2 protein-coding genes are annotated in these 14705 nt (G+C 74.1%); both read left to right on the forward strand.

The genetic code is table 11. The annotated features are described in order from the left end of the window. The coding region (locus tag ACFCV8_RS31190) for a condensation domain-containing protein (RefSeq protein ID WP_376688848.1) at positions 1 to 1956 on the forward strand (1956 nt) is incomplete at its 5' end. Positions 1957 to 2047: 91 nt separating this feature from the next. Next, complete coding sequence (locus tag ACFCV8_RS31195) at positions 2048 to 14545, forward strand: amino acid adenylation domain-containing protein (RefSeq protein ID WP_376688849.1); 12498 nt, start codon at positions 2048 to 2050, stop codon at positions 14543 to 14545. Positions 14546 to 14705 lie beyond the last annotated feature (160 nt).

Below are 14705 nucleotides of genomic sequence, written 5' to 3' on the forward strand. Positions count from 1 at the left end.
CGTCGTGGTGCGGACGGCACTCTGGAGTACGCGGGTCGTGGTGACGACCAGGTGAAGGTGCGTGGCTTCCGGATCGAGCTCGGTGAGATCGAGAGCGTGCTGTGTGCTCACGGTTCGGTGACGCGGGCGGTGGTCGTGGCGCGTGAGGACCGGCCGGGCATCAAGCGCCTCGCCGCGTACCTGGTGACCGACGGCCCCACCGCCGATGTGGACTTGGGGGCTGTGCGTGAGCATGTGGCTGCGGCGCTGCCGGAGTACATGGTTCCGTCTGCGTTCGTGGTGCTGGAGGAGCTGCCGTTGAACGCGAACGGGAAGCTCGACCGCAAGGCCCTGCCCGCGCCCGAGTTCACCGCCGACCAGGATGCCCGTGTTGCTCCGCGGACGGACACGGAGCGTGTTCTGGCGTCGGTCTGGGGTGAGGTCCTGGGCCTTCAGGACGTGGGTGTGCACGACAACTTCTTCGACCTCGGCGGCGACTCGATCATCAGCCTCCAGGTCGTCTCACGCGCCCGCCGCGCCGGACTCGCCGTCTCCTCCCGCGACGTCTTCCAACACCCGACCATCGCCGCCCTCGCCACGCAAGTGGACCTGGCCGGAGCGCAGGGCACGGAGGGCGTGGGAGACGGGACGGCGCGGCAGGAGCCGGTCAGCGGTGTGGTCGCGACCACACCCGTCCGGGAGTGGTTCTTCGAGACGCACCCCGTCGCGCCCGGCCACTTCAACATGTCCCTGGCGTTCGTGCTGCCCGGGGACACCGACCTCGACGCCCTCCGGGCCGCCGTCGGCGCTCTCGTCGCCCGGCACGACGCGCTGCGTTCCACCTTCGTACAGGGAGTGGACGGGACCTGGACCGGACGCATCGCCCCGGACATCGACCTCGACGCCGTCCTCACCGTGCACCCGCTGCCCGCGGACGGCACGGAGGAGGCCTGGCACGAGGCGGTCGTCACGGCGCAGGCGGGGATCGACCTCGCCGCCGGCCCGCTCGTCCGCGCGGTCGTCGGCACCGGCCCGGACGGCGACGCCCCCGCCCGTCTGCTGATCACCGCGCACCACCTGGTGATCGACGGCGTCTCGTGGCGCATCCTGCTCGCCGACCTTGCCACGGCCTACGCCCAGGCGGTCGCCGGCGTCGTACCGGACCTCGGGCCACGGACCTCGTCCGTGCGCGACTGGGCCGACCGGCTCACCGCGTACGTACGGGAGGGCGGTTTCGACGACCAGACGGCGTACTGGCGCTCCGTCGCGGAAGCGGCCACCGTCGACCTGCCGTTGGACATGCCGACGGGCAGCAACAAGGTCGCCGACCAGGCCGCCGTGTCGATGTCCCTTGCCCCCGAGGAGACGCACGCTCTGCTGCACCAGGTGCCCGGCCGGTACCGCACCCAGATCAACGACGTCCTCCTCGCCGCCCTCGCCCGCACTCTGAAGGGCTGGACCGGACGGGACGGGACCGCCGTGAACCTGGAGGGCCACGGCCGCGAGGAACTGTTCGACGACGTCGACCTGACCCGCACCGTCGGCTGGTTCACCGCGATGTACCCGGTGGCGCTCGAACTGCCCGCCGGGAGGGACTGGGCGGGGATCATGCGGGCGGTCAAGCGCCAGCTCCGCGCGATCCCCGACCGCGGCGTCGGCTACGGTGCGCTCCGCCACCTCGCGGAGACGCCCGACCTCGTGCCCGCCCTCGACCCGCTGATCAGCTTCAACTATCTGGGGCAGTTCGGTACGGCGTCCGGCACCGGAGACGGGCTCCTGGACCAGTCCGCCGCGGTCGGCGGCCAGGAACACGGACCGGAACAGGAGCGGAACCACCTGATCGACGTGGTCGCCGCGGTGGACGACGGCAGGTTCGTCGTCACCTGGTACTACTCCGCCGCCGTGCACCACGAGGAGACCATCGCGGCCCTCGCCGAAGCGTTCGTCGCCGGTCTGCGAGACGTGGCCCAGGGGTGACGGCCCCAGCGGCAGTCACCACTTCCCCCACCTCCCGCCCCACCCCAACCCTCCGCCCCGCCCTTTTCTTGGTGTCACAAGGAGACGCGAGATGAGCACGCAACCGTCCCGGGAGAGCCGGATCAGCGCCCTGCCCGCCCACATGCAGGAACTGCTCCGCGCACGCATGGCCGGTGCCGCGGCGGCGGTCGAACCCGACGCCATCCCGTCCGTCGCCCGGGGTGAGGGGGCGGAGCTCCCGGCCTCGTTCGCGCAGCAACGCCTCTGGTTCCTGGAGGAGTTCCGGCCGGGCGGCACGGAGTACAACTCGGGGCTCGCGCTCCGGGTGCGCGGCGCACTCGATGTCACCGTGCTCCAGCAGGCCGTGGACACGCTGGTGGCCCGGCACGAGGCGCTGCGCACCACCTTCGCCTCCGTCGACGGGCGCGTGGTGCAGGTCGTGCACCCCACGCTCGCCGTCCCGATCGAGCACTTCGACGCGACCGGGCGGGCCGGGACCGGCGGCGCGGAGGATCTCCTGCGCGCCTGCCTGCTCACCCCGTTCGACCTGCGTGAGGGCCCTCTCGTCCGGGTGTGCCTCGTGCACGTCGCCGACGACGAGCACGCCCTTCTCCTCGCGATGCACCACATCGTCACCGACGGGCGGTCGCTCGACGTTCTCGTCGGCGAACTCGCCCGGTGCTACGCCGCCGGTACGACGGGCACGGCGCCCGGCCTCGCCCCGCTCCCGATCCAGTACGCGGACTTCGCCGTCTGGCAGCGCGACCAGGTCGCCGCGGCGGGCTCGGCGGCGGTGGACGGACTCGGCTACTGGCGCGAACGCCTCGCCGGGCTCGAACCCCTGGAGCTGCCCACCGACCGGCCCCGGCCGGCCGTGCGCGACTCCGCGGGCGCGGTCCACGCCTTCCAGGTCCCGCCGGAGCTGGCCCGAGGGCTGGCCGCGGCGGGACGGGAACGGGGCGCCAGCCTCTTCGTGACCCTCACGGCCGTCACCCAGCTGCTTCTGTCGAGGTACAGCGGCCAGGACGACATCGCACTCGGCACCGCCACGTCGGGCCGGGACCGCACCGAACTCGAGAACCTGGTCGGGTTCTTCGTGAACACCCTCGTGCTCCGCTCGCGGATCGACCGGACCGCCACGTTCGGCGACTTCCTCACCGAAGTGAAGGACACCGTCCTCGGTGCCTTCGACCACCAGCACGTGCCCTTCGACCGCGTGGTCGAGGCCGTGGCCCCCGAGCGCGACCCGAGCCGCATGCCGCTGGTCCAGGCCGTGATCGTGCTGCAGAGCTCCACGGAGGACGCCCCTGAGTTTCCCGGTCTCACCCTGGAACCGATGGGGGTGAAGAGGGACGCGCTGCCCTTCGACTTCATGCTCGAATTCGAGGAACAGGGCGAGGAGCTGACGGCAGCGATCGAGTACAGCACCGATCTGTTCGATGCGGTGACCGTGGAGCGGATGGCGGGGCATTGGCTCGGGCTGGCCGAGGGGCTGGTGGCGAGTGTGGCTTCGGGTGCGGTGCTCGGCGAGGTGCCGATGTGGGGTGTGGGTGAGTCTGCTCGGGTGCGGGAGTCGGGGCGGGGTGCGGTGGCTTCGTTCGACGGGGCTGCTTCGGTGGTGGATGTGTTCGCGCGTCGTGTGGCCGTTGCCCCTGAGGCGGTGGCGGTGCGCTGCGGCAGTGCTGCGCTGACGTATGCGGAGCTGGACGCCGCCTCCGATCGTTTGGCGGGTGTTCTGGTCGAGCGTGGTGTCGTGGCCGAGTCCCGGGTCGGGCTGCTTCTGGAGCGGTCGGCGGATGTGGTCGTGGCGATGCTGGCGGTGTTGAAGGCGGGCGGAGTTTATGTGCCCGTTCATGCCTCGTATCCCGAGGAGCGGTTGCGGCAGGTGCTGTCGCAGGCCGGTGTGCGGGTGGTGCTGACCGACCGGGATGTGCCCGAGGTCGGTGGTGTTGCGACGGTGGGGGTCTCCGAGGAGGCGCCGGGTGGTGTGGCGCTGCCGGGGCGGGTTCCGGTGCAGTCGTTGGCGTATGTGATGTTCACGTCGGGGTCGACGGGTGTGCCGAAGGGTGTGGCGGTCACGCACGGTGACATTGTGGCGCTTGTGGCTGATGGCCGGTGGCGGTCGGGTGCGCATGATGTGGTGTTGTTCCATTCGCCGCATTCGTTCGACGCGGCGACGTACGAGGTGTGGGTGCCGTTGCTGAACGGTGGCACGGTGGTCGTTGCCGAGGCGGAGCTGAGTGCGTCGGTGGTGCGGGATGCCGTGGTGTCCGGTGTTTCTTCGGTGTTCATGACGAAGGCGTTGTTCGATTTGCTGGCGGGTGAGGATCCGGGGTGTTTCGCGGGTCTGCGCGAGGTGTGGACGGGTGGTGAGGCGGCGTCGGGTGCGGCGATGGGGCGGATGCTGGAGCACTGCCCGGAGACGCGGCTGGTTCATGTCTATGGTCCGACGGAGTCGACCACGTTCGCGGTGTGTGGTCCTGTCGGGGTGGGGGACACCCGGGCGTCCGTAGTGCCGTTGGGTGCGGTGATGGACAACACCAGCGCCTATGTTCTGGATGCGGCGATGCGTCCGGTGGGTGTGGGTGTTGTGGGTGAGTTGTATCTGGGTGGTTCGGGTCTGGTGCGTGGTTATGACGGGCGTGCGGATCTGACGGCGGAACGGTTCGTGGCCGATCCGTTCGGCCGGGGCGGACGCCTCTACCGCACGGGTGACCTGGTGCGTTGGCGGGAGGACGGCCGGCTCGACTTCCTCGGGCGTGGGGACGGTCAGGTGAAGATCCGGGGTTTCCGGATCGAGGTCGCCGAGATCGAGACCGTCCTGGCTCGTCACGCTTCCCTGGCTCTGGTGTCGGTGCAGGTCCGTGAGGACCGGCCCGGCACGAAGCGCCTCGTCGCCTACCTGGTCCCCGCACAGGGCGTGGACGTCGACCCGGCCGAGATCCGGGCCCATGCGTCCGCGTTGCTGCCGGAGTACATGGTTCCGTCGGCGTTCGTCGTCCTCGACGCGCTGCCGCTGAATGCCAACGGCAAGGTGGACCGCAAGGCCCTGCCCGCCCCCGAGACGGATGCCGCGGAGGAGTACGTCGCCCCGCGCACGGCGGCGGAGGAGACCCTGGCCGGTATCTGGGCCGACGTCCTCGGCCTCGAACAGGTAGGTGTCCACGACGACTTCTTCGCACTCGGCGGCGACTCGATCTCCAGCCTGAAGGTCGTCTCGCGCATGCGCGAAGCCCTCGGGGTCGCCCTCTCCCCGCGTGCCCTCTTCGACCACCCGACCGTCGGCGCGCTCACCGCCTCCCTCGCCCCAGCGACCGCGGCGGCACCGTCGCCCGTGGCCGTTCCGCGCCCGTCCGACGGACAGCTCCCGCTCTCGTACGCCCAGGAACGCCTCTGGTTCCTCGACCAGTTCGGGCACACCACCGTCGAGTACAACGTCGTCGAGGCCCTGCGCCTGACCGGCACCCTGGACCTGACGGCCCTGCATCTCTCGCTTGCCGCCCTGGTCGCCCGGCACGAGGCGCTGCGCACGACCTTCGACGCGGTCGAGGGCCGGGGCGTCCAGGTGGTGCACGAGCCGGCTGCCGTGGCGGACGCCTCCGCCGCCCGCCTCCGCGTCGTGGACGTCACCGGACAGGACGCACTGGACGCGCTGCTCGCCGAGGAGGCCGTCAGGCCCTTCGACCTGCGCCACGGGCCCCTGTTCCGCGCGCTCCTCGTCCGGCGGGCCGCCACGGGCCACGGGGACGACCCGGTCTCGAGCCCGGCGGAATACGTACTGGTGCTCGCGATGCACCACATCGTCACCGACGGCTGGTCCATGGGTGTGATCACCCGCGAACTGAGCGCCCTCTACGCCGCCGCCGTACGCGGCGCCCGCGCCGACCTTCCCGAACTTCCGCTCCAGTACGCAGACTTCGCCCTCCAGCAGCGTGCCGGAGCCACCACCTCGGCGGACTACTGGAAGGAGCGGCTCGGCGGCCTCGTGCCCCTCGACCTCCCGACCGACCGGCCGCGCCCGGCCGTCCGGACGACCGCCGGGGCGCTCCACTCCTTCGACGTGCCCGAGGCCGTGGCCGCCCGGCTCCGCGAATCCGGCCGCGCGCACGGGACGAGCCTCTTCATGAGCCTCACCGCGGTCACCCAGCTGCTCCTTGCACGCTGGACGGGACGGCGCGACATCGCCCTCGGCACGGCCGTGTCGGGCCGCGAACGGGCGGACTGGGAGAACCTGGTCGGCTTCTTCGTCAACACGCTGGTCCTGCGCACCGACGTCGACGAATCGCGGGACGTCGCCGCCCACCTCGCGGCCGTGCGCGCGACGGTCCTGGAGGCCTTCGCCCACCAGGACGTGCCGTTCAGCCGACTTGTCGAGGAGCTCGCCCCCGAGCGGGACACCAGCCGTACCCCGCTCGTCCAGGCGATGGTGAGCCTCCAGAACACCCCGGCCGCCGACCTCGACCTTCCGGGCCTGCGTGTCGAGCCGGTCGAACTGGGCCGGACGACGGCGCAGTTCGACCTCACCTTCGGCTTCCTGGAGGAAGGGGGGCGGCTGCGCGCCGGCGTCGAGTACAACACCGACCTGTTCGACGCCGACACCGTCGCCCGCATGGCGGCGCACTGGCTCGTCCTGGCGGAGGCCCTGTTCACCGCCGCGCCCGACGCGCCCGTCCATGCTCTGGCCACCGTGCCCCCGGGCCCGGCCACCACGGCGGAATCCGTCATGCCCGAGGCGGTCCCGGCCCCTGGCCCGCTCTCCGCTCCGGCCCTGTTCGGGCGCCACGTCGCCGGGACGCCCGACGCACCCGCGCTGATCAGCGCGACCGCGCCGGGTGAGACCCCGCTCTCGTACCGGGAGCTCGACGAGCGCGCCAACCGGCTCGCGCGGCTCCTGATCGGCGCGGGCGTCGGCGTGGAGTCCCGGGTCGCGCTCCTGCTGCCGCGCTCGGTCGACCAGGTCGTCGCCGTGCTGGGCGTCCTGAAGGCGGGCGCGGCCTACGTACCGGTCGACCCGGGCTACCCCCCGGGCCGGATCGGCCACATCCTGGCCGACAGCGGCGCCGGTCTGCTGCTCACCCGCACCGCCCTCCGCGACCGCCTTCCCACCCCCTCGCCGATCCCGGCGGGAGCCCCCGCCACTGACACGCTCGCCGCTCCGGCGGGCGCACCCGCCTCCCCCCACCCCCGCACGCTCCTGCTCGACGACCCCGACACCCTGCGGGCGCTCGACGCGCAGGACCCGGGTGATCCGGGGGTGCACGTGCCCGTCCACGCCACGGCGTACGTCATCTACACCTCGGGTTCGACCGGCCGCCCCAAGGGAGTCGCCGTGACCCACGCGGGCTTCGCGGCCCTGGCTCGGACGCAGACCGAGCGGTTGGGTGCCGGACCCGGCGCCCGGGTGCTCCAGTTCGCCTCACCCGGCTTCGACGCCTCCTGGTGGGAGCTGTCCATGGCGCTCCTGACCGGTGCCGCCCTCGTCGTCGACGAGACGCCCGGCGGGCGGGACGCCGACTGGGGCGCCCGGCTCGGTCCGGTCGTGGCCGCCACAGGCGTCACCCACGCCACTCTGCCGCCCGCGCTGGTCGGCGCGCTCGATCCGGCCGACCTGCCCCCGGTGCTGGCCGTCGCGGGCGAGGCGTGCCCCGCCGAGACGGTCGACCGCTGCGCGCCCGGCCGCCGGATGCTGAACGCGTACGGGCCGACCGAGACCACCGTCTGCGCCACCATCAGCACGCCGCTCGCCGCCGGAACGGGCGTCCCGCCCATCGGCGGCCCGGTCGACGGAGCGCGGGTGCACGTCCTCGACGGCTGGCTGCGGCCCGTTCCCGTCGGCGTCCCCGGCGAGCTGTACGTCTCGGGCGCCGCGCTCGCCCGAGGCTACCTGGGCCGTCCCGGCCCGACGGCGGCGTCCTTCGTGGCCGACCCGGCCGGCGGCGGCAGGCTCTACCGCACCGGCGACCTGGTGCGCCGACGCGCCGACAACACACTGGAGTACCTGCGGCGGGTCGGCGACGGACAGGTCAAGGTACGCGGATTCCGGGTCGAGACCCGCGAGATCGAGCACGTGCTCGCCGCCCATCCGGCCGTGGCCCAGGTGGTCGTGGACGCCCTCGCCGACCGGCCGGGCGCGCCCCTGCGCCTCGTCGCCCACGTGGTGCCCGCGCCGGGCCGCCGGGCGGACGCGGCCGAGCTGCGGGAGCACGCGGCGGCGGCGCTGCCGGAGTACATGGTTCCGTCCGCGTTCACCACACTGGACGCGATCCCGCTGAACGAACACGGCAAGGTCGACCGGGCCGCCCTGCCGGCGCCCGCGCCCGAGGCGACGGACGTGTACGTCGCTCCGCGTACCCCGGTCGAGGAGACGCTGGCCGCGATCTGGGCGGAAGTCCTCGGCGTCCCGCGGGTCGGCGTCCACGACAACTTCTTCGACCTCGGTGGCGACTCCATCCTCAGCATCCAGGTCGTCGCCAGGGCCCGCCGCGCGGGCCTCGGCCTGTCGTCCCGCGACGTGTTCGCCCGGCAGACCGTCGCCGCCCTCGCCGCACTCAAGGACATCGCGGGGACCGACGGGCACGGCGACGTGCCGGCCGTGCTCGCCGAACAGGGCGAGGTCACCGGCGCGGTCGCGGCGACGCCGATCCGCGAGTGGTTCTTCGCCACCCACACCGAGGACCCGGCACACTTCGCCATGTCGATGGCGTTCGAGCTGGCCGAGGACCTGGACATGGACGCTCTCCGCGCCGCCGTCCGCGCGGTCCTCGCCCACCACGACGCCCTGCGCACGGTCTTCACCGCCGCCGTCGGCGCCGCGCCCGTCGCCCGCATCGTTCCCGTGGCCGAGCTGCCCGACCTCGCCTCCGTCGTCGAGGAACACGACCTCTCCGCCGCGCCCGACGCCGAGGCGGCCTGGGCCGTACTCGCTTCCGAGGCCGCCTCCCGCATCCGGCTCGACCGAGCCCCGCTGCTGCGGGTCCTCGTCGCCCGGGGAGCCGGGCCGCGCCCCCGGGTCCAGCTCACCGCTCACCACCTGGTCGTCGACGGGGTGTCGTGGCGGATCCTGCTGGACGACCTGGAGACCGGCTACCGGCAGGCCCGCACCGGCGCCCGGCCCGACCTGGGCGCGAAGACCACCTCCGTGCGCCAGTGGGCCGACCGGCTCGCCGCGCACACCGCCGCCGGTGGTTTCGACGGCCAGGCTGCCCATTGGGCGTCCGCCCTCGACGGGGCGGACACGGCCCTCCCGCTGGACACCCCCGGCGGCGACGACACCGTGGCCGCCGAGCGGACCCTGCTGTGCGCCCTGGGCACGCGCGAGACGGCGGCGCTGCTGCACGCCGTACCGCAGGTGTACCGCACGCGCGTCGACGAGGTGCTGCTCGCCGCGTTCGCCCGCACCCTGGGCGACTGGACCGGACGGGACCGGATCGCGGTGGATCTGGAAGGGCACGGCCGCGAAGAGCTGTTCGACGACGTCGACCTCACCCGGACGGTCGGCTGGTTCACCTCGCTCTACCCGGTCGCCCTGCCCGTGCCCGAGGGCGGCTGGCCGGACCAGGTCGTCGCCGTGAAGGAGCTGCTGCGGGCCGTGCCCGACCGGGGCGTCGGCCACGGCGCGCTCGCCCTGCGCGACGGCGGCCCCCGCCCGCCCCGGCCGGCGGTCAGCTTCAACTACCACGGCCAGTTCGACGTCCCGGCCGCCGGGCCCGACGCCCCGGGCGGCGGGCTGCTGCGCGCCGAGCTGCCCGACGCGGGAGGCGACCGCGGCGGCCGCGAACGGCGCACCCACCTCCTGGAGGTCGTCGGCGGCGTCCAGGACGGCCGGCTCGTCTTCTCGTGGACGTACTCGCCGGGCCTGCACCGCGAGGAGACCGTGCGGGGGCTCGCCGACGCCTTCGCCACGGCCCTCGCCGACTTCGTCGCGCACTGTGCCGAGCCCACGGCCGGCCGCTGCTCGCCCGCCGACTTCCCGCTGGTCGCCCTGACCCAGGAGGAGGTCGACAGGGTCGTCGGCGGCGGGCGCACCGTCACCGACGTCCTGCCGCTCACCCCGCTGCAGGAGGGCATGCTGTTCCACACCCTCGCCGCACCCGGCTCCGCGGCCTATCTGGAGCAGTTCGCCTGCGTCCTCGACGGCGTGGCCGACGCGCCCGCCCTGGCCCGCGCCTGGCAGCGGATCGTGGACCGCACCGATGCGCTGCGGGTGTCGGTGGAATGGCAGGAGGTCGGACGTCCGGTGCAGCTCGTGCACCGCGAGGCGCCGCTGACCACCGACCTCCTCGACTGGTCCGACTGCTCCGGCGAGGACGACCGGGCCGCACGGCTCGACGCACTGCTCGACGAGGACCGGGAACGGGGCGTCGACCTGGGCGCCGCACCACCGGCCCGGCTCGCCCTGGCCACCCTGCCCGGCGGCTCCGTGCAGGTCCTCTGGACCTTCCACCACCTGCTCCTGGACGGCTGGAGCAGCGCCTCCCTGCTGTCGGACGTGATCGCCGAGTACGCGGCGGAGACCGGCGCGGACACGGCCGCCCCGGTACCGGCACGCGGCGCGTTCCGGGACTACCTGGAGTGGCTGGCCGGGCAGGACCGTGCCGAGGGCCGCGGCTACTGGCAAAAGCGGCTGGCCGGGTTCGCCGAGCCGGTGACGCTGCCCTGCGACCGGCCCGCCGACCGCGGCCGGCCGGGCCGCTCGACCGAGCGGGTGCCGGTGCCGTTGCCGGCCGCGGAAGCCGACCGGGCGCGGACGTTCGCACGGCGGCACCGGCTGACGCCGAACGCCGTCGTCCAGGGCGCGTGGTCGCTGCTGCTCGCGCACCACAGCGGTGCGCAGGACGTCGTGTTCGGTGCCACGGTCTCCGGCCGGCCCGCCGAACTGCCCGGCTCCGAGAACACCCTGGGCCTGTTCATCAACACCCTGCCGGTCCGCGTCGACGTGCCCATGGACGCCCCGGTGGTCCCCTGGCTGACCGGTATCCAGGAGCGGGCCGTGGAGGCCCGGCAGTACGAATACGTCGCGCTCAGCGACATCGAGTCCGAACTCCCCGCGGGGACCGCGATGTTCGACAGCCTCGTGGTGTTCGAGAATTATCCGGCGGACGCCGACGCGGCGGCCCGGCACGGCGTCGTGCTGCGCGACGCCACGGCCGTCGAGGCCACCGACTACCCGCTCACCCTGATCGCGGGCGGCGGGCAGGGGGAGGCCGGCGGACTGAGCATGGACCTCGCCTACGACCCGCTGCTGTTCGACTCCGTCACCGCGCGACGGCTCGCCGAACACCTCGCCCGGATGATCCGGGAGCTGACCTCCGGCGCGGCCGCCACCCTCGCGGACGTCGCCCCGCTGTCGGCGTACGAGGCGCGCCGCGCCGCGCACTGGGGCGCCGGCGGGGACGGCTCCGCGCCGGTCGCGTTCGGAGACTGGTTCGCGCGGCAGGCCGCCGCGCACGCCGGTGAACCGGCGCTGGCGTGGGGCGGCGAGGAGATCTCGTACCGTGCCCTCGACGAGCGGGCCGACCGGATGGCGGCGCTGCTGCGCGCCCGCGGCGCAGGGCTCGAAACGCGCGTCGCGGTGCTGCTGCCCCGCACCCCCGACTGGGTGGTCACGGTCATCGCGGTGCTGCGCGCCGGCGGCACGTACGTCCCGGTGGACCCGGCCTGGCCCGCCGAGCGGCTGGACTACGTGCTGTCCGACTGCGGCGCGGCCGTCCTGGTCACCGACCGGACCGGCGCGGCCGCACTCGCCTCCGGGCCCGCGCGTCCGGGTGCCGCCACGCCGCTGGTCCTGACCGTCGACGACCCCGCCCTCGGCCGGGCGGTCGCGCCCGTGCGCGTACCGGTGCCGACCACGGCAGCCGCGTACGTCATCTACACCTCCGGTTCGACCGGCCGCCCCAAGGGCGTGGTCGTCCCGCACACCGGTCTGGCCTCCCTCGCCGCGACCGTGCGGGACATCGACGGCACACCGGACCGGACGGCGGCCGGCGGCGGGCGGTTCCTCCAGCTCGCCTCGTCGGGCTTCGACGCCTCCGTACTCGAACTGCTCATGGCGTTCGTCGGCGGTGGCGCGCTCGTCCTGCCCACCGACCCCGGTGCGCGGGACGCGTCCGGCGCACCGCTGCCCAGCGGCCCGCTGGCCGGCGAGTACCTCGCCGACGTCCTCGAGCGCGAACGCGTCACGCACGCGTTCATCTCGCCGGCTGCCCTCGGCAGCATCCCGGCCGGGCGCGCGCCCGGCCTGCGGACGCTGCTGTCCGGTGGCGAGGCCGTCACCCCCGACCTCGTCGCCCGGTGGGCGGACGGCCGGCGGATGCTGAACGCGTACGGGCCGACCGAGACGACCGTCGTCGCCACCCTCAGCGGCGCCCTGCCGCCGGCCCCCGTCGGCCCGGCGTCCGTCCCGCCGATCGGCGGCCCGGTCGCCGGCACGAAGGTGTCGGTGCTCGACGGCCGGCTGCGGCCCGTCCCGGTCGGCGTCCCCGGCGAGCTGTACGTGACCGGCGCCGGCGTCGCCCGCGGCTACCTGGGCCGTCCCGGTATGACGGCCGTCCGGTTCGTCCCGGACCCGGCCGATCCGAAGGGCGCCGCGCGTCTCTACCGCACCGGTGACGTGGTGCGCTGGCGGGCCGACGGGCGGCTGGAGTACGTGGGCCGCGCCGACGCACAGGTCAAGATCCGCGGCCTGCGGATCGAGCTCGGCGAGATCGAGGCCGCGCTGACCGCCCACCCGGCGGTCGGCCAGGCCGCCGTGGCGGTACGGGAGGACCGGCCCGGCGTGAAGCGGATCGTCGCGTACACCGTGCCCGCCCGCGAGGCGGACCCGGTCCCGGCACAGGAGCTGCGCGCCCACCTCGCCCGGACGCTGCCCGAGTACATGCTCCCGTCGGCGTACGCGTCCCTGCCCGCGCTGCCGGTCAACTCGAGCGGCAAGACGGACCGCCGGGCGCTGCCGGCGCCTGCGGACTCCGGAGCCGACGAACGGCGCGTCGGCCCGCGCACCGCCACCGAGCGGACCCTCTGCGCGATCTGGGCGGACGTGCTGAAGGTCGACGAGGTCGGGATCCACGACAGCTTCTTCGACCTCGGCGGCGACTCCATTCTCAGCATCCAGGTGGTCTCCCGGGCCCGCCGGGCCGGCCTCGAACTGTCCTCGCGGGACGTGTTCGTGGGCCAGACCGTCGCGCTCCTCGCCGCGGAGGCCGACGCCGCCCGCGAGACCGCCGCCCCCACGAGCACCGCCGAGGAGACGGAGACGGGCGAGCTGCCGCTCACCCCGATCGCGCGCTGGTTCTTCGCCACGCACCCGGTCGCCCCCGCCCACTTCGCCATGACGAACTCCTTCGTCCTCGCCCCCGACGCGGATCCGGCCGCACTGCGGGCGGCGGTGCGGGCCCTGCTCGACCGGCACGGGGCGCTGCGCTCCACGTATGGGCCGAGCGGCCAGGACGGCCACTGGACCGGCCGGGTCGCGGCCCCCGGGGACATCGACACGGACGCCGTGTTCACCGTGCACGATCTGACCGGCACGGTGGACGACGCGGACGGCCATGCCCGCTGGGACGCCGTCGTCCGCGCCGCGCAGGCCGGATTCCGGCTGTCCGACGGACCGCTGCTGCGGGTCCTGTACGCCGACCGGGGCCCCGGCCGCGCGCCCTGGCTGACGCTCACCGCGCACCACCTGGTCGTCGACGGCGTGTCCTGGCGGATCCTCCTGGACGACCTGGAGGCCGGCTACGCGCAGGCCGCGGCCGGCGAGCCGGTCGAAGTACGGCCCCGCACCTCATCGGTGCGGCAGTGGACCCGCCGGCTGGAACAGCACGTCGTCGAGGGCGGGTTCGACATGGAGCTGGAGCACTGGCGGGCCGCCGCCGACGCCGCGCACGCGGCCGACGGAACCCTCCCGGTGGACCGTCCGGACGCCCCCAACACCGGGGCCGAGCTGGACGCGGTCGCGGTCACCCTGACCGCGGCGCAGACCGACGCGCTGCTGCGTGCCGCGCCCGGCCGCTACCGGACCCGGATCGACGACCTGCTCATGGCCGGGCTCGCCCGCGTCCTGTCGGACTGGACCGGGCACGCCGACCACGTCGTCGCGCTGGAGAGCCACGGCCGGGAGGACCTCTTCGAGGACATCGACCTGTCGGGCACCGTCGGCTGGTTCACCGCCCTGCACCCGGTGGCCGTGCACGCCCCGGCCGGCGCGGGCTGGGCGGAGACCGTCCGGGCGGTCAAGCGCCGGCTGCGGGACGTCCCGCACCACGGCGTCGGCCACGGCACCCTGACCCGGCTCGGCGAGGGCCTGCTCCCGGACGCCCCGCATCCGCCGATCAGCTTCAACTACCTGGGCCGCTTCGACATGGCGGGCGGTGCCGAGAACGCCGGGCTGATCCGAGGCGAACTCGACGTCGCCGGCCGCGACTACGACCTCGACGAGGCCCGCCCCCACCTGATCGACGTCGGCGCCCTGGTCCAGCAGGGCCGGCTCACCATCAGCTGGTCGTATTCCGCCGCCCAGTACGACCGCACGACGATCGCCGCCCTGGCCGACGCCTACGCACGAGCCCTCCTCGAACTCTCCGAGGGGAGGTAGAAGCGGAAGAACCGCCCCGCGGAGTTCGAACGGGACGCGGTCGGCCTCGTGCACTCCTCTCCTTCCAAGGCGCGGCCGAAGGCCGGCCGCGCCTTGGACCCGTCACGTCGTAGGGCCCGCGCACTCGCACAGCGGGGCGGTGGCGTGCGGCCGGTGGCAC

The sequence above is a fragment of the Streptomyces sp. NPDC056347 genome, from assembly GCF_042262625.1.
Taxonomy (GTDB): domain Bacteria; phylum Actinomycetota; class Actinomycetes; order Streptomycetales; family Streptomycetaceae; genus Streptomyces.

What these genes read in the sequence shown, in the direction of transcription:
- ACFCV8_RS31195 (WP_376688849.1), top strand. Translation starts at nt 2,048, where the DNA reads ATGAGCACGCAACCGTCCCGGGAGAGCCGGATCAGCGCCCTGCCCGCC.